A 19791-nucleotide genomic window follows, 5' to 3' on the forward strand; every position below is an offset into this window, starting at 1 on the left:
GGAGCCCCGAAACCACCCACCGGCCCGCGCCCAGCTCACCGCACCACGACGAAGTCCTCCGCCGCACGGCCCCCCCGCGCCGGAGGCGACACCGCCGCCCGCCCCACGGCGACCGCCCCCAGCGGATCCCACGACGCCGGCAGCGCCAGCACCTCCCGCACCACATCCCGGCAGAACATCGTCGAGGACACCCACGCCGACCCCAGCGACTCACCGGCCAGCGCCACCAGGAAGTTCTGGATCCCGGCCCCCGCCGCGACCACGAACATCTCCCGCTCCGCACCGTCCCGCCGCGCGTCCCCGTACGTGTGCGAGCCGTCCATCACCATGCACGGCACCACCAGATACGGCGCCCGCCGCAGCACATCGCCCCGCCGCACCCGCTTGGCGATCGACTCCTCGCTCTTCCCGTCGCGCCGCAGATCCGCGATCCACGCGTCCCGCATCGCGTCCAGCAGCCGGGTCCGGGACCCGGGCGACTCCAGCAGCACGAACCGCCACGGCGTCGTGTGGTGCGGCGCCGGCGCCGTCACGGCCGCGGCCACCGCACGGCGTACCGCCCCCGGATCCACCGGCTCGTCGGTGAACTCGCGCACCGTACGCCGCTGGGCCACCGCCTCCCGTACCGCCTCGGACGTCCCGAGCCGGAACATGTCGTCGGCCGCGACCCGCACCATCGCCCGCGCGCCCCCGGCGTCCGCCGGGTCCACGACATGGCCGAGCCCGCGCACCACCGCGACGGGCAGCCCGTCCGCCTTGCCCTTGACCAGGTCACCGGCCGAGGCCAGCTCATCGGCCGTGGCCACCACGGTCGCGCTCAGCGGATTGCCGTACGCGTCGCTGCCGCCCCGCAGATCGTCCAGCACCCGCACCCCGGCCGCCCCGATCGCGACATCGGTCAGCCCGTTGCGCCACGGTCGCCCGAAGGTGTCCGTGACGACGACGCCGACCTCGATGCCGAGCGCGGCCCGCAGCCCCTCCCGGATCGCCCGGGCCGAGGCGTCGGGGTCCTCGGGCAGCAGCAGGACCGTTCCGGCGGGGGTGTTCGAGGCGTCGACCCCGGCCGCGGCCATCACCAGGCCCTGCCGGTTCTCCACGATCCGCAGCGCCCCGCGCCGCGCCACCACCCGTACCGTCTCGGCGTCGATCGCCGCCTCCCGGTCGGTGGCCCCGACGATCCGGCCCTCCGCCTTGGAGACGATCTTCGAGGTGACGAGCAGGACGTCGCCGTCGGCCAGGCCCGGCTCGGTGGCGGCGATGAGCTTCGCGAGATCGTCCCCGGCCCGCACCTCGGGCATCCCGGGCAGCGCCCACACGCGGTACGAGGGCGCGGTGTCCGGGGCGGCGCTCATGCGCGTACCTCCTCGGCGAGGGCCAGCGCCTGGCGGGCCATCTCGGCGGTCGCCGGGACGTCGGTCATCATCAGCGGTACGGAACGGCAGCGGATGCCCGCGGACTCCACCTCGTCCACCGCGCCCGCGTCCACGGTGTCGACCAGCCAGCCGTCGAGCAGCCCCGAGCCGTAGTGCTGGGCGACCGCTGCGGCCGTCGACTCGACGCCCACCGCGGCCAGCACCTTGTCCGCCATCCCGCGCACGGGCGCGTCGCCGACGATGGGGGAGAGGCCGACGACCGGCACCCCGGCCTCGGCGATCGCCTCCCGGATGCCGGGCACGGCGAGGATGGTCCCGACGGACACGACGGGGTTGGACGGCGGGAAGAGGATGACGTCGGCCCCGGCGATGGCCTCCAGGACGCCCGGCGCCGGCTTGGCCTGCTCGGCGCCGACGGGCACGATCGCCTGCGCGGGCACGGAGGCGCGCAGCTTCACCCAGTACTCCTGGAAGTGAATGGCCCTGCTCTCGCCGTCGACGTCGACGGCCACATGCGTCTCGACGCGGTCGTCGGACATCGGCAGCAGCCGGACCCCCGGCTTCCAGCGGGCACAGAGCGCCTCGGTGACGGCGCTGAGCGGATAGCCCGCGCCGAGCATCTGCGTACGGACGATATGGGTGGCGAAGTCACGGTCGCCGAGCCCGAACCACTCGGGGCCCACGCCGTACGCCGCGAGCTCCTCCTTGACGTGGAAGCTCTCGTCCGTACGCCCCCAGCCCTGCTCCTCGTTGATGCCACCGCCGAGGGTGTACATCACGGTGTCGAGGTCGGGACAGACCTTGAGCCCGAACAGATGGATGTCGTCACCGGTGTTGCCGATGACCGTGATGTCCGCGTCGGGCGCGGCCTCCTTGAGGCCACGCAGAAAACGAGCACCACCGATACCGCCGGCCAGAACCACAATGCGCATGCGAAACAGTCTGTCAGGTGTAGGACGCCGGCCGATCAGACGGTGGCGGCCGCCGGGGCGCACTGGGCGGCGTGCATGGGCATGTCGGTCAGGCCCGGGTAGTAGACGTGCAGGCTGACCGCCGGTTCGAGGGAGTCGTTGACGACCTCGTGGACGTAGCCGGGGGCGAAGACGCGCTGGGCGCCGGGGCCCAGCGCCCGCTGGCCCCGGTCCGTACGCTCCGTCAGTTCGCCTTCCAGCACGGTCAGTACGCCGGAGGACGGGCCGTGGTCGTGCAGCCCGCTGCCCTGGCCGGGGACCCAGCTGAGCAGCCAGACCTCGTAGCCGAGTGGACTCTCCCCTGCTCGGGCGGGGCCGGGAGCCTGGGGAACGGTGCGCAGACGGTGGTACCAGCGGGTGGTGGCGTCGTACCGGACGAGGGGGGCCCACTGGGAGCGGTCGGCGGCGATGGTGCGGGCGAGCCCGACGAATTCGGCCACCGTCACGGGGTGCTCGCGTGCGGGGCGCAGCAGATGCTGGACCTCAAGGAGGTCGCCTGCGATCTGGAGGTCGTTGTCGCTGTTCATGGGTGCGGTGGTTCCTCGGCAGGAGTGCAAGTGCGGGTGCGGGGTGTCGCGAGGACCGGAGGGACCGGGTGTCCGCAGGGCCGGGGGCCGCGTGGGGGAGGGATCCGGGGTCCGGGTGGAGCGGGGCCGAGCCGGAGCGCGAGGGCTTCGACAGCGTCGGCGTCAGCAGCTCTGACAGCTGGAACAGCAACAGCGAGCCTGGACAGCGCTGCGGAACCCACGGCTGTGGGTGGCGCGCATCGCTGAGGTCACTGGCATGACATCAAGGAGAACCGGCGAAGCCCCGACTGTCAACCCAATGCCCGATTTGGCGGTAATGTTTCACCTCATCCGGTTACTCCATGCGGAGAAAGGTTTGTTCAGCCCCTCCGGCGGAGATGTGGCGCAACAACCGCACCGTCAAACGCGGTCGGGAGCCCGTGACCTGAATGTGATCTTGATCGCTTCAGTGATCGAATCGCAACGTACCCACCCCCGCGGGAGTTCCTACCTGCGACAGGTGACGCCGCGACGAGGCCCATGGCATATGTCAGGTTTTTGGTGATTTGAACACTTTACGCATACGCTTGGTTCCGCAGAGTGAATACCGGGCCCAATAGCAGATCTGAGCTTGACTGGCCCAAAGCTACACACTTGTAATTTCACTCGTGTCGTTCGGCCGATTCGATGACGGCCGCATCACGGGGACGCAAGAGACAGACGAGGGGCGCACATGACCGAGCTGTTCCAGCAACTGCTGGTCGAGGACGCGGACGAGGAGCTCGGCTGGCAGGAGCGCGCACTGTGCGCCCAGACCGATCCCGAGTCCTTCTTCCCCGAGAAGGGCGGATCGACCCGCGAGGCGAAGAAGGTCTGCCTCGCCTGTGAAGTCCGGTCCGAATGCCTTGAGTACGCCCTCTCCAACGACGAGCGGTTCGGCATCTGGGGCGGCCTCTCCGAGCGCGAGCGCCGCCGTCTGAAGAAGGCCGCGATCTGACCGTCGTGCCCGACCGCCCGGCCGGAAGGCCGGACCCCAAGAGCCGGACCCCGGGGAGCCGACCACCCCCCGGACGCCCCGGCACCCGGCGCCCATGGCCCGCCGCCTGCACCCTGCCCGCAGGCGGCGGGCCATCGCGCTGTCCGGACCCGCTTTCCGCCGGCCGCCCCCGCGTCGCCGCCCTCGTTGAACCGCTCCGCGCCACCCCGGCGATCCGTACCGTTAGTGTGGGGCCCCGTCCGAGACGCGCCAACGACCCGACAGGGCGCGCGTGTACACCGATGCAGCCCCCGGGGGGACGTCCCCCGGACCCGGCCGGAGGGCCCGTACCTCGATGTCCGTGCACAGCCAATCAACGGCGCCGTACGCGGCCGCCGCCGCCCCAGAGTTCCCCCGGCATGTCGTCACCGCCGTGCTCGTCTCCCACGACGGCGCACGCTGGCTGCCCGACGCGCTCGCCGGGCTGCTCGGGCAGGAACGCCCCGTACAGAACGTCGTCGCCGCCGACACCGGCAGCGCCGACGACTCCGCGCGCCTGGTCACCGAGGCGCTCGGCGCCGACCGGGTCCTGCACCTCGCGCGGCGTACGAGCTTCGGCACCGCCGTCGACGAGGCGAGCCGCACGGCCGGCGTCCTGACCCCGGACGACCTGCCCTATCTGAAGCGGCCCAGCGGCTGGGACCCGGTCACCAGGACCTGGCGCGACGACACCTACGACCTCCCCGAGCTCCCGCACGGCGAACCGGTGCAGTGGCTCTGGCTGCTCCACGACGACTGCGCCCCCGAGCCCGACGCGCTCGCCGAGATGCTGCGCGTCGTCGACAACGACCGGCACGCCGCGATCGTCGGACCCAAGCTCCGGGGCTGGTACGACCGCAGGCAGCTCCTCGAAGTGGGCGTCTCGATCGCCAACAGCGGCCGCCGCTGGACCGGGCTCGACCGCCGCGAGCAGGACCAGGGCCAGCACGACCAGGTCCGTACCGTCCTGTCCGTCTCCACCGCCGGCATGCTCATCCGCCGGGACGTCTGGGAGGAGCTGGGCGGCTTCGACCGCAGGCTCCCGCTGATGCGTGACGACGTCGACCTGTGCTGGCGTGCCCACCTGGCCGGCCACCGGGTGCTCGTCGCCCCCGACGCCATCCTCCGGCACGCCGAGGCCTCCGCCCGCGAACGCCGCCCCATCGACTGCGCCGGCCGCTCCGTCGCCAGCCCGCACCGCGTCGACAAGGCCGGCGCCGTCTACACGATGCTCGCCAACGCGCGCGGCAAGCAGCTGCCCTGGGTGCTGCTCCGCCTCGTCGTCGGCACCCTGCTCCGTACCCTCGCCTACCTCGTCGGCAAGGTGCCCGGCCAGGCGGTCGACGAGGTCACCGGACTCCTGGGCACCCTGCTGCGCCCCGGCCGGATCCTCGCCGCACGCCGCAGCCGCGGCAAGGGCGCCGTCGACCCGGCCGAGCTGCGCGCGCTGTTCCCGGCGCCCGGCGCCACCGTCCGCGCGACCGTCGAGCAGGTCGCCGGCAACTTCGGCGGCGGCTCGGAGGCCGAGTCCGGCGGCTCACGGCACGGCGCCGTCGAGTCGGGCCCCGGCGGCGACGACGCCGACTTCCTGGAGATCGACCAGTTCGCCCGGCTGAAGCGGATCGGGCGCAAGCCGGGCCCCGTCCTCTTCGCCCTCCTGCTCCTCGTCTCCCTCGTCGCCTGCCGCAGCCTGCTCGGCGGCGGCGCCCTGGCCGGCGGCGCCCTGCTGCCCGCGCCCGGTGACGTCTCCGAGCTGTGGGGCCGCTATGCCGACGGCTGGCACACCGTCGGCACCGGCGGCACCCAGACCGCACCGCCGTATCTGGCCGTGCTCTCGGCCCTGTCCGCGCTGTTCCTCGGCTCCACCGGCTTCGCGCTCACCCTGCTGCTGGTCTGCTCGGTCCCGCTCGCCGGACTCACCGCCTACTTCGTCTCCCGGCCGCTGCTCCCCTCGCGGCTGCTGAGGGCCTGGGCGAGCGTCGCGTACGCCTTCCTGCCCGCCGCGACCGGCGCCCTGGCGACCGGCCGCCTCGGCACCGCCGTCCTGGCCGTCCTGCTCCCGCTGATCGCCCGCACGGCCGTCTCCGCGCACGGCATGCGCGCCACCGGGGACAGCCGGGGCAGCTGGCGCGCCACCTGGGCCTACACCCTGCTCCTCACGCTCGCGATGGCCTTTACGCCGATCGTGTGGCCGCTGGCCGTGGTCCTCGGCCTCGGTGTGCTGGTGCTGCGCCGCAACGACATCACCGCCTACGGACTGCGCTTCCTCGCCGCCGTCGGCACCCCGCTGCTGGTCCTCGCGCCCTGGTCGCTCTCGCTGCTGGGCAGCCCCTCCTCCTTCCTGAAGGAAGCGGGCCTGGAGACCGGTACGGGCTCCGCCTCCGCACTGGACCTGCTGGGGATCAGCCCCGGCGGTCCGAAGGCGGCGGGCGGCGTCCTGCTCCTCGGCATCGTCCTCGCCGCGCTGGCCGCGCTGCTGCGCGGGGAGCGGCAGTTCGCCGTGCGGACCGCGTGGGCCGCCGCGCTGGTCTCCCTGGCCTTCGCCGGGCTCGCCAACGGCTCGGGCTGGGCCGGCCCCGCCACTCTCGCCTACGGCGCCGCGCTCATCGCCGCCGCGCTGGTCGGCGCGGACGGCGCCCGGGTCCGCGTCGCCGAGCTCAGCTTCGGCTGGCGCCAGCCCGTCGCCGCCCTGATCGCCCTCGCGGCCGGCATCGCCCCCGTCCTGGCCGCACTCGGCTGGATGATCGGCGGCGCCTCAGGCCCGCTGGAGCGCCGCGACCCGGTCCAGGTGCCCGCGTTCGTCGCGGAGGAGAGCGGCACCCGCGACCAGCCGCGCACCCTGGTCCTCGGCGGCACCTCGCCCGGCTCCGTCGCCTACACGCTGGTGCGCGGCTCCGGCGCCCGCCTCGGCGACGCGGAACTGGCCGCGGCCGAGGGCGGCAACAGCCACCTCGACAAGGTCGTCGCCAACCTCGTCGCCGGCTCCGGCGCCGACCAGGGCAGCCAGCTCAGCGGCTTCGCGATCCGTTACGTCCTCGTACGGGACGGGGCACCGAAGCAGATGAGCCGGGTGCTCGACGCGACGCCGGGCCTCAGCCGGCTCAGCCAGCTGGACGGCAGCGCGCTGTGGCGGGTCGACCGCCAGGTGGCCCGGGTCATGATCGTCCCGCCCGCCGCCGGTGACGAGCCGCTTCCGGTGGGGTCCGCCCCCGTCGAGGCGCACACCGCGGTCCCGGCGGGCAAGGCGGGCCGCGTGCTGCGGATCGCCGACGCCGCCGACCCCGGCTGGCAGGCCACGCTCGACGGACGGGCGCTGACCCGCAAGACCGTCGACGGCTGGGCCCAGGGCTTCGAGCTGCCCGCCGAGGGCGGCACCCTGGACCTCACGTACGAGACGCCCTTCACCCACTCCGTGTGGATCTGGGCCCAGGCCGCGATGGCCGTGGTCCTGGTGGTCCTGGCCCTGCCGGGCCGCCGCCGCGAGATCGACGACGACCTGCCCGAGGAGTCCGTGACGGTCCCCGCCGAGCCGGTCGCCGGCGAGGGGCGCCGGGCACGCAGGCTGCGCGCCGCCGCCCTGGCGGAGGGCGAGGCGGAGGGCGAGGGCCCAAAGGAGCCGGGCGCGGGCGCCGAGCAGGCGGAGTACGGCGCGCCCGCCCAGCAGCCCGCCGAGCCGGAGCCGTCCGCCGACGGCGACCAGGACGTCTTCGTCCCCCACCAGGCGGACGGCGACACCGGCCAGTACGCGGCGGTGCCCGCGCAGCAGTACGGCGAGTGGGACACCCAGCAGTACCAGCAGCAGCCCGCCTACCCGCAGTACCAGGAGGGTCAGCAGTACCAGGAGGGCCAGTACGCGGACGGCACCGGCGCCTACGACCCGTACGGCTATCCCCAGCAGCAGGGCGACTACCCCGCCCAGCAGCCGGACGGCCAGGGCCACTACCCGAACGCCCCGTACGACCCCAACGGCACCTACGACCCCCAGGCGCCCTCGCCCTACGACCCCGACGGGCAGTACGGCACCAACGCGTACGACCCCGGTCAGTACGACCAGGGCCAGTACGGCACCGGGCAGTACGGCGAGCAGCGGCCCTACGACCCGCAGAACCCCGACGAGAACCCCGCCCCGGGCCAGAACCCGTGGCCGACCGGTAACGCATCGCGAGGCGAGTCCGAGTGAAGTCCACCAGCCTGTCCCTCATCGCCGGGGCCGTCGCCCTCGCCGCCGTCACCGGATTCGCCGCGCTCTCCGCGCCGGACGACGACGGGGGCCCGGCCGAGGCGAAGACGGCCGTGCGCCTCCCGGTGGAGCGGTCCACGCTGCTCTGCCCGGCGCCCGGCCTCTCGGATCTCGCCGAGACCGCGTACACCGCCTTCACACCGGCCGCGAAGGGCGGCGCCGGCTCGGCGGCGGCCGGCACCGCCGAGCTCTCCTCGTCCGCGGCCACCGCCAAGGAGGACGCCAAGGACGAGAAGTCCAAGAAGTCCAAGGACGGCAAGAAGGACGAGAAGACCAAGAAGGCGGACCGGGCCAAGCCCATGGTCTCCCTCAAGGATCCCGGCAAGCCGGCCACCGGCGAGGTCTCCGGCTCGGACGCCCCCGCCCTCGTCGGCACCGCCACCGGCCGGCTGGCCCCCGGCTTCACCGCCCAGCAGACCACCACGATCGAGGCGGGCGACGGGCGCGGCCTGCTCGGCGCGAGCTGCACCCCGCCCGACACCGACTTCTGGTTCCCGGCCGCCAGCACCGCCAAGTCCCGCGAGGACTACGTCCACCTCACCAACCCGGACGACACCGCGGCCGTCGCCGACATCGAGCTGTACGGCCCCGACGGCACGCTCAAGTCCGACGTCGGCGAAGGCATCACGGTCCCCGCCAAGTCCGGCGTGCGTGTCCTGATCTCGACGCTGACGAGCAAGGCGGCCGACGATGTGACCGTTCACGTCACCACCCGTACCGGACGGGTCGGGGCAGCCGTCAGGACCGCCGACGACAAGACCGGCAGCGACTGGATCACCGCCTCCGCCGACCCGGCGGGCACCCTGGTCCTGCCGGGCATCCCGGCGGACGCGACCTCGGTCCGGCTGGTGGCCTTCGCACCCGGCGACGACGACGCCGACCTGAAGCTGAAGCTGCTCGGCAAGTCCGGCGCGATCACCCCGGCCGGACACGAGGACCTGCACGTCAAGTCCCGGATGACCGCCGGAGTCGACCTCAAGAACCTCACCCGCGGCGAGGCGGGCTCGCTGCTGCTGGTGCCCGAGGAGAGCGGCCGGGCCACCCCGGTGGTGGCCGCGCTGCGGGTGGTGCGCGGCAAGGGCGACCAGCAGGAGGTCGGCTACATCCCGGCCACCGGCCCGGTCGGCGCCCAGGCCACCGTCGCCGACAACCGGTCCAAGGGCTCGGTCCTCTCGCTCACCGCCCCCGGTGCCGCCGGGGAGGTCCGGGTCACGGCCTCCGCCGGAAGCAAGGGCGGCACCCCGGTCAGCAAGACGTACAAGGTGCCGGCCGGTACGACCGTCGCCGTCACCCCGCCCGTACCGGCCGGGCTCAAGGGCACGTACGCCCTGACGGTCGAGACGCTGTCCGGCGGCGCGGTCCACGCGGCCCGCACACTGACCGTCCCGATGGACGGCATCCCGATGTTCACGGTGCAGACGCTGCCGGACGCCGAGGGGACGGTCGAGGTGCCCGCCGCCGAACAGGACCTGTCGGTCCTGGACGACTGACGGCCGCGACGGCCCGGGACGAGCCGCGCGTACGGGAACGGATCCGCGTTCCCGTACGCGCGGCTACTCCTGTCCGTACCGGGGGTCGACCGACTCCGGCGCGAGCCCGAGCAGTTCCGCGACCTGCTCCACCACGACCTCGTGCACCAGCAGCGCACGCTCGTCACGGTTCTTGGTACGGATCTCCAGCGGACGCCGGTAGATGACGATCTGCGCGGGCCGTTCCTTCTCGGCCGACACCGCGCTGCCCAGCGGCACGGTCTCGTCCACCGTCTCCGGCACTTCGAGGACCACGAAGTCGACCTCGGCCAGCTGCGGCCAGCGCCGCTCCAGCCGCTCCACCGAATCCTGCACCAGATCGCGGAAACTGTCCGCCCGGCTGGTCGAGAGCGGCACCTGCGGCGGTGCGACCGGCCCGCGCATGCCGCGGCCGTGCCGGTCTCGGCGCCGCGGACGCGGCTCGGACGAGGGGGGCGGTACGGAACTGTCCATCACCGACGCAGCGTAACGCTCCCCGGCGCGAGCGGGCCGATGCTGCCCGGGAGGGCGACGGCCCTGTCCGCGCTTGAACAATCCGGCCACACGGACGCCCGTTTCCGGCCCCGCTCCCGATCGCTGCACTCCCGCCTCCGACAGCTTTCGGTCCGAGCGGCGACCGCAATCGCCCCCGCCGCCGCCCGCGCCCCTCTCCTCCCGCGCAGGTCAGGGGAGTTGCCCCGAAGTGTGCTGTGCCCGACGTCACAGGGCGACACGGTGGGGTGAGCCGGGGGAGAGTCGTCGCAGCCCGCTCAAGAGTGCGGTACCGTCCAACATCGTGAGCCCTGTACGTCGCTGTTCGCGCACCGCGTGCGGCCGCCCTGCCGTCGCGACACTGACGTACGTCTATGCCGACTCGACTGCGGTCCTCGGCCCGCTCGCCACCTACGCCGAGCCCCACTGCTACGACCTCTGTGCCGAGCACAGCGAGCGCCTCACCGCGCCCCGTGGCTGGGAAGTCGTCCGGCTCTCCGACCCCTCCGCGCCCAGCCGCCCCAGCGGCGACGACCTGGAAGCGCTGGCCAACGCCGTACGCGAGGCGGCCCGCCCGCAGGACCGCGGGGACGCGGCCCGCGACGGCGGCCCGCGCACCGCGGACCCGATGGAGGTCGCCCGCAGGGGCCACCTCCGCGTGCTGCGCTCCCCCGACTCCTGACCGGCCGCCGGTACGGACCGGAGCGCGGGGTGTCCCGGGCCGCCGGGTAGTTTGGCGGTCCGAAGAAACCTCAGGAGGACCGGCCCGTGACTGCAGACCTTTCGCAGCTCGTGAAGGCGTACGACGTGCGCGGAGTCGTGCCCGATCAGTGGGACGAGGGGCTGGCCGAACTGTTCGGGGCCGCGTTCACCGAGGTGACCGGCGCGGACGCGATCGTGATCGGCCACGACATGCGCCCCACGTCCCCCACCCTCTCGGGAGCCTTCGCCCGGGGCGCGGCGGGCCGCGGCGCCGACGTCACCCTGATCGGCCTCTGCTCGACGGACCAGCTGTACTACGCCTCGGGGGCGCTGGACCTGCCGGGCGCGATGTTCACGGCCTCGCACAACCCGGCGCGGTACAACGGCATCAAGATGTGCCGCGCGGGCGCCGCCCCGGTGGGCCAGGACACCGGCCTCTCCGAGATCCGCACCCTGGTCGAGAAGTGGTCGGAGTCGGGCGCGCCCCGGCCCCTGGAGCCGGCGGCCCGGGGGACGGTCACCGAACGCGACACCCTCGCGGACTACGCCGCCCACCTTCTGTCCCTGGTGGACCTCTCGTCGATCCGCCCGCTGAAGGTCGTCGTGGACGCGGGCAACGGCATGGGCGGCCACACGGTCCCCACGGTCTTCGCCGGACTGCCCGTGGACCTGGTCCCGATGTACTTCGAGCTGGACGGGACGTTCCCCAACCACGAGGCGAACCCGCTGGACCCGGCGAACATCGTCGACCTCCGGGCCCGGGTGGTGGCGGAGGGCGCCGATCTCGGCCTGGCCTTCGACGGGGACGCGGACCGCTGCTTCGTCGTCGACGAGCGGGGCGCCGGCGTCTCCCCGTCGGCGATCACCGCCCTGGTCGCGGCCCGCGAACTGGCCCGCAACGGCGGCAGGGGCACGGTCATCCACAACCTGATCACGTCCCACTCCGTCCCCGAGGTCGTCCGCGAGAACGGCGGCACCCCGGTCCGCACCCGGGTCGGCCACTCCTTCATCAAGGCGGAGATGGCCGCACACGGCGCGATCTTCGGCGGCGAGCACTCCGCGCACTACTACTTCCGCGACTTCTGGAACGCCGATACGGGCATGCTCGCCGCCCTCCACGTCCTGGCCGCCCTGGGCTCCCAGGACGCCCCCCTCTCCTCCCTGGTCGCCCAGTACGACCGCTACGCGGCGTCGGGCGAGATCAACTCCACGGTCGACGACCAGCCGGCCCGCACGGCGGACGTACGAGCCGCCTTCGCCACCCGCGAGGGCGCCACGGCGGACGAACTGGACGGCCTGACGATCACGGCCCCCACCTGGTGGTTCAACCTCCGCGCCTCCAACACGGAGCCGCTGCTGCGGCTGAACGTGGAGGCGCGGGACGAAGAGACGATGAGGGCCATCAGGGACGAGGCCCTGACCCTGATCCGCAACCCGGGCGCCGTATCCGGCCCCGCCTCCGGTCCCTCCTGAGCCAGTCCCAGCCCCCCGGCGCCTGAGGAGCGGGGTCCGGGCGGAGCCCCGAAGGCTTTCAGCCCCGCCGCAGGCGGACCCCCGGCCACCCCGGCCGGGCCGGGCCGCGCCCCCACCACCCCAGCGGTAGGCTGACCTCGCCCGATCCACCTGGCACCGAAGGGACCCACCCCATGCCGCTCGAAGCCGGCCTCCTGGAGATCCTGGCCTGCCCGGCCTGTCACTCCCCCCTCGACGACCGGACGGCGGCCGACAACCCCGAACTGATCTGCACCGGCACGGACTGCGGCCTCGCCTACCCCGTACGGGACGGCATCCCCGTCCTCCTCGTCGACGAGGCCCGCCGCCCCGCGTAACGCGTAACCGCACCACGCGAACCACCCCGCACGGTGATCGGTACGTGATCGGAGGACCGTCCCCATGCTCGACGAGTCGTTGCTCGACGCCCCGGAAGCCCTGGCACGAGCCGACCGCCGCGGTCTGCTCCGCGGCGCCGCCGAGGCCGGGGCCCGCGTCCGTACCGCCGCCCGGCACGCGGCGGAGGCCGGGATCACCGAGCTGAACCCCGAAGGCCGCCCGCGAGCCGTCCTGCTCGCGGGCTACGGCACCGCCGCGTCCGGTGTCGCCGACCTGATCGCGGCGCTCGCCGGCGCCTCCGCCCCGGTCACCCGCATCCACCCGACCGGCGTCGCCCCCGCCGCGGGCGCGATGCGCTGGACGCTGCCAGGCTGGGCCGGTTCCGTGGACCTGCTGCTCATCGCCACGGCGGACGGCTCCGAACCCGGCCTCGCCCTCCTCGCCGAACAGGCGTACCGCCGCGGCTGCACGGTCGTCGCCGTCGCCCCCCGGCAGTCCCCGTTGCGCGAGGCCGTGGACGGGGTGCACGGGCTCGTCGTACCGATGGCCTCCGCCCCGCACGGCGAGTACGACGCCGAGACGTCGGCCGCGGGCCCCGGCACCCTCTGGGCCCTGCTGACTCCGCTGCTCGCGCTGCTCGACCGCGTCGGCCTGGTCACCGCGTCCGCCGAGATGCTGGGCAGCGTGGCCGACCGCCTGGACCGCGCGGCGGAGCGCTGCAGCCCGGCCATCGTCACGTACAGCAACCCGGCCAAGACCCTGGCTGCCGAACTCGCCGACAGCCTGCCCCTCATCTGGACGGAGGGCGACGCGGCGGGCCCGGTCGGCCGCCGCTTCGCCGCGGTCCTCGCCGAGCTCTCGGGCCGCCCGGCCCTGGCCGCCGAACTCCCCGAGGCGCTGCCCGCACACGGCGCCCTGCTGGCCGGCGCATTCGCCGCCGGAGCCGACCCCGACGACTTCTTCCGCGACCGCGTCGAGGAGTCCGAACCCCTCCACGCCCGCGTCGTCCTGCTCCGCGACCGGCCCACCGGCGGCCTGAGCGCCGCCCCCGCCGCCCGCGAACTGGCCCTGGGCCACGACACGGCGATCAGCGAACTCGAACCGGAGGAGGGCAGCAGCCGGCTCGAAGCCCTCGCCGAACTCCTCGCCGTCACCGACTTCGCCGCCGTCTACCTGGCCCTGGCCTCGGCGGCCCGCGCCTGAACCGGGCGACGACGCCCCCGCACACCGAGAAACACCACGCACCGCACCACGCACCTCACAAGGCACAAGGACGATTTCCATGGACCGGCTCTCCAACACCGTGCGCCCGTACGCCTGGGGCTCCACCACCGCCATCCCCGCCCTGCTCGGCGTCGCCCCGACCGGCGAGCCGCAGGCGGAGATGTGGATGGGCGCCCACCCCGGAGCCCCCTCCCGGATAACCCGCCCCGCCGCCGACGGCTCGGCCGAGCAGCCCCTCACCGACGTCATCGCCGCCGACCCGGCCGGCGAACTCGGCCCGGCCACCGTCGAGAAGTTCGGCCCCCGCCTCCCCTTCCTGCTCAAGATCCTCGCCGCCGGCGCCCCCCTCTCGCTCCAGGTCCACCCCGACCTCGCGCAGGCACAGGCGGGGTACGCGGACGAGGAGCGCAGGTCCGTCCCGATCGACGCCCCCCACCGCACGTACAAGGACGCCAACCACAAGCCCGAGCTGATCTGCGCGCTCACCCCCTTCGACGGCCTGTGCGGATTCCGCCGGCCCCTGGAGGCGGCCGAGGCGATCGAGGCGCTGGGCATCGACTCCCTCAAGCCGTACGCCGATCTGCTGCGCGCCCACCCCGAAGAGGCCGCCCTGCGCGAGGTCCTCACGGCGATCCTCACCGCGGACCCGGAGGAGATGGCCGAGACGGTCACCGCCGCCGCGGCCGCCGCCGAACGGCTCGGCGGCGCCTACGCCCCGTACGCCCGCATCGCCCACCACTTCCCGGGCGACGCCGGCGTCATCGCGGCCATGCTGCTCAACTACGTGCGGCTCCAGCCCGGCGAGGCCCTGTTCCTCGGCGCCGGTGTCCCGCACGCCTACCTCGAGGGCCTCGGCGTCGAGATCATGGCCAACTCGGACAACGTGCTGCGCTGCGGCCTCACGCCCAAGCACATCGACGTGCCCGAACTCCTGCGCATCGTCCGCTTCGAGGCCACCGAACCGGGCGTCCTGCGCCCCGAGGCGTCCCCGTCCGGCGAGGAGCTGTACGAGACCCCGGTCGACGAGTTCCGCCTCTCCCGCTTCGACCTCTCGGCGGGCGCGGCCCCCGTGGACCTCACCGCGGCCACCCCGCAGATCCTGCTGGCCACGAGCGGCGCGCCCCGGGCGGGCGAACTGGACCTCGCACCGGGCGAGTCGGTCTTCGTACCGGCCGGCGAGAAGGCCGAAGTGTCCGGAACCGGCACGCTGTTCCGTGCCACTGTGGTGGCCTGACGTACCGTCCGCACCAGCGACTGCAACAATGTCCGGCCGTACCGCGGCCGCCGGAGCCGCAGCACCGAAGAAGGGACACCAGGCACCCATGAGTGCGTCAGGCGGAACCAAGGCGATCGTGGCGGCGCTCGGCGCCAACCTCGCGATCGCAGTGGCCAAATTCGTGGCGTTCCTGTTCAGTGGCTCGTCCTCGATGCTGGCGGAGAGCGTCCACTCGCTCGCCGACTCGGGCAACCAGGGGCTGCTGCTGCTCGGCGGCAAGAAGGCCCAGCGCGAGGCCACCCCGCAGCACCCCTTCGGATACGGCCGCGAGCGCTACATCTACGCCTTCCTCGTCTCCATCGTCCTGTTCTCCGTCGGTGGCATGTTCGCCGTGTACGAGGGCTACGAGAAGATCAAGCACCCGCACGCGATCGAGGCCTGGTACTGGCCGGTCGGCGTCCTGGTCTTCGCGATCATCGCCGAGGGCTTCTCCTTCCGTACGGCGATCAAGGAGTCCAACGAGACCCGCGGCTCGCTCACCTGGACGCAGTTCGTCCGCCGCGCCAAGGCCCCCGAACTCCCCGTGGTCCTGCTCGAGGACTTCGGCGCGCTCATCGGTCTGGTTCTCGCGCTCGCCGGCGTCGGCCTGGCCCTGGGCACCGGCGACGGGGTGTGGGACGGCATCGGCACCCTCTGCATCGGCGTCCTGCTGATCGCGATCGCCATCGTGCTGGCCGCCGAGACCAAGTCGCTGCTGCTCGGCGAGGCCGCCGGCACCGACCAGGTCGAGAAGATCAAGGCCGCCGTCGTCGACGGCGACACCGTCACCGGCATCATCCACATGCGCACGCTCCACCTCGGCCCGGAGGAACTGCTGGTCGCCGCCAAGATCGCGGTCCAGCACGACGACACGGCCACCGAGGTCGCCAACGCCATCAACGCCGCCGAGTCCCGCATCCGCGAGGCCGTCCCGATCGCCCGGGTCATCTACCTGGAACCGGACATCTACAACGCCGCGGCCGCCGCGGCCGGCACCAACCCCGCCAAGGCCCCGGGCGGCAGCTCCCTCGCCCCCGACCCTGACCGGACCCCGGACGACCCGGACCATCCGGCCGACCCGACGGAATCCGGCCACTGACCGCATCCGATCCGCCTTTGCAGCCGCTCTCCGCCCGGTCGGGCTGGGAGCGGCTGCGCCGTTCGGTGTAGATTCGAGGGCAGTGTCAGACGTCGCTGCTGATGGCGGTCGATCGGTCCGTACGCCGGACCGGCCGAGGGAGAGAGGGCCTCCGACGGACTGCGCTGCGAGCGCCCCGGGCATTCCTGTGCCCGCCGTTCGCAGAGCCGCCCTACCCACCCTCGACCCCATTACGAGGAGCAGCCCGTTATGACGACGGTCGCCAATCGCCAGGACTTCAAGGTCGCCGACCTCTCCCTCGCCGCCTTCGGCCGCAAGGAGATCACCCTCGCCGAGCACGAGATGCCCGGCCTGATGTCGATCCGCAAGGAGTACGCCGACGCGCAGCCGCTCGCCGGCGCCCGCATCACCGGCTCGCTGCACATGACCGTGCAGACCGCCGTGCTGATCGAGAGCCTGGTAGCCCTCGGCGCCGAGGTCCGCTGGGCCTCCTGCAACATCTTCTCCACCCAGGACCACGCGGCGGCAGCCATCGCCGTCGGTCCGAACGGCACTCCGGAGGCCCCCGCCGGCGTCCCCGTCTTCGCCTGGAAGGGCGAGACGCTGGAGGAGTACTGGTGGTGCACGGAGCAGGCCCTGACCTGGCCGAACACCCCCACGGGCGGCCCGAACATGATTCTCGACGACGGCGGCGACGCCACCCTGCTGGTGCACAAGGGCGTCGAGTTCGAGAAGGCCGGCGCGGCCCCGGACCCGTCGACGGCGGACAGCGAGGAGTACGCGTACATCCTCACGCTGCTGAACCGCACGCTCGGTGAGTCCCCGCAGAAGTGGACGCAGCTGGCCTCGGAGATCCGTGGTGTCACGGAGGAGACCACGACCGGTGTGCACCGGCTCTACGAGATGCACCGCGACGGCACCCTCCTGTTCCCGGCGATCAACGTCAACGACGCGGTCACCAAGTCGAAGTTCGACAACAAGTACGGCTGCCGCCACTCGCTGATCGACGGCATCAACCGCGCCACCGACGTCCTGATCGGCGGCAAGACCGCCGTCGTCTGCGGCTACGGCGACGTGGGCAAGGGCTGCGCGGAGTCCCTGCGCGGCCAGGGCGCCCGCGTGATCATCACCGAGATCGACCCCATCTGCGCCCTGCAGGCCGCGATGGACGGCTACCAGGTCGCCACCCTCGACGACGTCGTCGAGCAGGCCGACATCTTCGTCACCACGACGGGCAACAAGGACATCATCATGGCCGCCGACATGGCCAAGATGAAGCACCAGGCCATCGTCGGGAACATCGGCCACTTCGACAACGAGATCGACATGGCCGGCCTGGCCCGGATCGACGGCATCGTCAAGGATGAGGTCAAGCCGCAGGTCCACACCTGGACGTTCCCCGACGGCAAGGTCCTCATCGTGCTTTCCGAGGGCCGCCTGCTGAACCTGGGCAACGCCACCGGCCACCCCTCGTTCGTGATGTCCAACTCGTTCGCGGACCAGACCCTGGCCCAGATCGAGCTGTTCACCAAGCCCGAGGAGTACCCGACCGACGTCTACGTGCTGCCCAAGCACCTCGACGAGAAGGTCGCCCGCCTCCACCTCGACGCGCTTGGCGTGAAGCTGACGACGCTCCGCCCCGAGCAGGCCGCGTACATCGGCGTCGAGGTCGAGGGCCCGTACAAGCCGGACCACTACCGCTACTGATCCCCGCCCGCGATGGTCCGCCGATGACCGGTCACCGGCGGACCACGCGACTCGGGTGATCCAGCAGCCCGGGTGATCAGCAGCCGCTACGCACGCAGGCCCCCGCACCCCCGTGTCGGGGGCCTGCGCCGTACCGCACCCGCTCAGCCCGAGGAACCTCGAAGGACCCCATGCCCCGCGGCCGATATTCGCTTCACGACCTTCATGACCACACCCCCCTCGGTGAAGAACACTTCCACTGCGCGCCCGGCCCCTCCGGCTGGCGCTACGTCTCCCAGACCACCGCCCCGTCCGGCGACCACCTGGGCTCCGTCGACCTCACCCTCGACGAACTCGGCCGCCCCATCCGTCTCGAACTGCACGCATCGAGCTGGCAGGTCCGCGGTGCCGCCCTGGAGGGCCTCACCTGGGTCCGTACCGACCCCACGGGGGCTCACGCCACCGAAGGCAATGTCCGCGCCCACGCCTTCACCGGCACATCCCCCGCGTTCCTCATCGCGACCGCTCGTCTGCTGCGTCTCACCCCCGATTCCCCCGAGACCCGGCTCCGCGTCGTCACGTTCACGGATCCGGTCCTCGCGCCCCGTACTTCCGACCAGTCCTGGGCCCTGGTGAACAGTGAAGCGCACCCCACTGACAACGGCCCCCTGACCGTGGACGAATACCAGGTCAGCGCCCTGGACACCGGCGATCGGCACGCCGTCCACATCGCCGGGGACGTGGTCCTGTCCGCCCCCGGCATCGAGCTCGAAGACCTGGAGACCCCGCCCTCCGACCGCTAGGACGCTTGCCCGGCCTCCGCTGTCCGGACGGGGCCCTACGCGGGCGGAGCGAATCCGGTGGCCGGGGGCCGGGGAGCCTGCTCGGCCGGGGGCGCGACGGGGGCGGGACCTGCGGGTCCGGGTGCCGGGTGGGCAGGTCCCGTGTGCGGGGGAGGCGCTGTGTATCCGGGGCCCATGTGTCCGGACTCGCGGCCCGGCGTTCCTGGCCCCGGCACGGCAAACCCGATGCCGGCGCCGGTGGGGACGACGGGACCGGCAGAGGCGGCAGGCACAGCAGAACCAACCGGGCCGGTATGGCGGGCGGCGGCCTCGAACATCCGACGCGTGTCCCGCATCTGCCGCTCGTTCACCACCGCCGCCAGATACGCGGCGGCCGGTACGTCCACCGGCGCTGGCACCCCGGTCCGCGCGGCGACCTCCCCGGCCAGCCGCCCCGCCATGGTCCGGCCGACGACGGGGTCCAGCTGGTACATCCGCGTCAGGTACTGGCGTACCGCCAGCCACAGTTCGTCCGGGACCGCCGAGAGGTCCAGGTCCGCGAAGCGCCCGACCAGCCAGGGCGGGGGCGGCGGTACCGCCGCGGCCCGTCCCGCCGGCACCCGTTCCCGTACGACGAGCGTCCCCGCGAAGACGTCACCGAGCCGCCGCCCGCGCGCCGACACCAGCGAGGCGACGGAGGCGATCACCCCGAGGGTCATCAGGATCTCCACGACACCCATCGCCCCGCGGACCAGCGCGTGCCGGAAGCGGATGGGACCCCCGTCGTCCCGCACCACCCGCAGCCCGCACGCCAGCTTCCCCAGCGAACGCCCGTGGCTGAGCGTCTCGACCGCGATCGGGGCCCCCACCAGAAACAGCAGGAACGCCGCGACGGACACCGCGGCCACCGCCGCGTCGTCCAGCGAGGCCGTCGCTATGGCAAGCCCCAGCGACACCAGCGTGAACGCCGTTCCCAGCACCACCAGATCGATGACCAGAGCCAGCGCCCGGCTCGGCAGTTTCGCCGGCCGCAGCCCCAGCACGACCGCGTCACCGGTCACGAGCTCACTCATCGCCCCACCCCATCGCCGACCGTCCCTGCCCCTCG

At 73.1% G+C, this 19791-nt stretch carries 16 protein-coding genes; 11 read left to right on the forward strand and 5 right to left on the reverse strand.

Annotated elements, in window-relative coordinates:
- Nucleotides 1–35: 35 nt before the first annotated feature.
- From RLT58_RS22200 to RLT58_RS22210, 3 genes are read right to left on the reverse strand one after another with little or no spacing between them, the layout of a single operon-like run.
- A complete protein-coding gene (locus RLT58_RS22200; RefSeq protein WP_311312125.1) occupies nucleotides 36–1352 on the reverse strand; it encodes a coenzyme F420-0:L-glutamate ligase in 1317 nt (438 codons plus the stop codon).
- The gene (gene cofD, locus RLT58_RS22205; RefSeq protein ID WP_311312126.1) at nucleotides 1349–2305 is read right to left on the reverse strand and encodes a 2-phospho-L-lactate transferase; all 957 of its coding nucleotides are present in this window, start codon (nucleotides 2303–2305) and stop codon (nucleotides 1349–1351) included. The genes RLT58_RS22200 and cofD overlap by 4 nt, the downstream gene beginning before the upstream one ends.
- Before the next feature lie 35 nt (nucleotides 2306–2340).
- A complete protein-coding gene (locus RLT58_RS22210) occupies nucleotides 2341–2871 on the reverse strand; it encodes a cysteine dioxygenase (protein WP_311312127.1) in 531 nt (176 codons plus the stop codon).
- Between the two features lie 712 nt (nucleotides 2872–3583).
- Here RLT58_RS22210 and RLT58_RS22215 point away from each other — a divergent pair.
- The 3 genes from RLT58_RS22215 (at nucleotide 3584) to RLT58_RS22225 (ending at nucleotide 9595) form a co-directional block, all read left to right on the forward strand.
- Nucleotides 3584–3847, forward strand: coding sequence for a WhiB family transcriptional regulator (locus RLT58_RS22215; protein ID WP_003968728.1), 264 nt, complete (start codon nucleotides 3584–3586; stop codon nucleotides 3845–3847).
- A gap of 334 nt (nucleotides 3848–4181) precedes the next feature.
- Nucleotides 4182–8045, forward strand: coding sequence for a glycosyltransferase (locus RLT58_RS22220; protein WP_311312128.1), 3864 nt, complete (start codon nucleotides 4182–4184; stop codon nucleotides 8043–8045).
- The gene (locus RLT58_RS22225; RefSeq protein ID WP_311312129.1) at nucleotides 8042–9595 is read left to right on the forward strand and encodes a DUF5719 family protein; all 1554 of its coding nucleotides are present in this window, start codon (nucleotides 8042–8044) and stop codon (nucleotides 9593–9595) included. The genes RLT58_RS22220 and RLT58_RS22225 overlap by 4 nt, the downstream gene beginning before the upstream one ends.
- 63 nt (nucleotides 9596–9658) lie before the next feature.
- Here the strand turns inward: RLT58_RS22225 and RLT58_RS22230 are convergent, their stop codons facing one another.
- Entirely contained in the window at nucleotides 9659–10087 is a 429-nt protein-coding gene (locus RLT58_RS22230; RefSeq protein ID WP_311314604.1) for a metallopeptidase family protein, read from the reverse strand.
- A gap of 322 nt (nucleotides 10088–10409) precedes the next feature.
- Between RLT58_RS22230 and RLT58_RS22235 the strand changes: the two genes are divergently transcribed.
- From RLT58_RS22235 to RLT58_RS22270, 8 genes are all read left to right on the forward strand, one after another.
- On the forward strand, nucleotides 10410–10787 hold the full coding sequence (locus RLT58_RS22235) for a DUF3499 domain-containing protein (protein WP_311312130.1): 378 nt from the start codon (nucleotides 10410–10412) through the stop codon (nucleotides 10785–10787).
- Between the two features lie 86 nt (nucleotides 10788–10873).
- The gene (locus RLT58_RS22240) at nucleotides 10874–12280 is read left to right on the forward strand and encodes a phosphomannomutase/phosphoglucomutase (RefSeq protein WP_311312131.1); all 1407 of its coding nucleotides are present in this window, start codon (nucleotides 10874–10876) and stop codon (nucleotides 12278–12280) included.
- 173 nt (nucleotides 12281–12453) lie between these two features.
- A complete protein-coding gene (locus tag RLT58_RS22245) occupies nucleotides 12454–12636 on the forward strand; it encodes a Trm112 family protein (protein WP_311312132.1) in 183 nt (60 codons plus the stop codon).
- Nucleotides 12637–12700: 64 nt separating this feature from the next.
- Nucleotides 12701–13840 (forward strand): SIS domain-containing protein, encoded by a 1140-nt coding sequence (locus RLT58_RS22250; RefSeq protein ID WP_311312133.1) that lies wholly within the window; start codon nucleotides 12701–12703, stop codon nucleotides 13838–13840.
- Nucleotides 13841–13919: 79 nt separating this feature from the next.
- Nucleotides 13920–15095: a mannose-6-phosphate isomerase, class I gene (manA, locus tag RLT58_RS22255; RefSeq protein ID WP_311312134.1), complete on the forward strand. Its 1176-nt coding sequence runs from the start codon at nucleotides 13920–13922 to the stop codon at nucleotides 15093–15095.
- Between the two features lie 88 nt (nucleotides 15096–15183).
- On the forward strand, nucleotides 15184–16215 hold the full coding sequence (locus tag RLT58_RS22260) for a cation diffusion facilitator family transporter (RefSeq protein WP_311312135.1): 1032 nt from the start codon (nucleotides 15184–15186) through the stop codon (nucleotides 16213–16215).
- Nucleotides 16216–16464: 249 nt separating this feature from the next.
- The gene (gene ahcY / locus RLT58_RS22265) at nucleotides 16465–17922 is read left to right on the forward strand and encodes an adenosylhomocysteinase (protein ID WP_311312136.1); all 1458 of its coding nucleotides are present in this window, start codon (nucleotides 16465–16467) and stop codon (nucleotides 17920–17922) included.
- A 170-nt stretch (nucleotides 17923–18092) separates the two neighbouring features.
- The gene (locus tag RLT58_RS22270; RefSeq protein WP_311312137.1) at nucleotides 18093–18704 is read left to right on the forward strand and encodes a hypothetical protein; all 612 of its coding nucleotides are present in this window, start codon (nucleotides 18093–18095) and stop codon (nucleotides 18702–18704) included.
- A gap of 35 nt (nucleotides 18705–18739) precedes the next feature.
- Here the strand turns inward: RLT58_RS22270 and RLT58_RS22275 are convergent, their stop codons facing one another.
- Nucleotides 18740–19756 carry an RDD family protein gene (locus RLT58_RS22275; protein ID WP_311312138.1) on the reverse strand — a complete coding sequence of 339 codons (1017 nt, stop codon included), beginning with the start codon at nucleotides 19754–19756 and terminating at the stop codon, nucleotides 18740–18742.
- Between the last annotated feature and the right edge of the window lie 35 nt (nucleotides 19757–19791).

The organism is Streptomyces sp. ITFR-16 (genome assembly GCF_031844705.1).
Classification (GTDB): domain Bacteria; phylum Actinomycetota; class Actinomycetes; order Streptomycetales; family Streptomycetaceae; genus Streptomyces.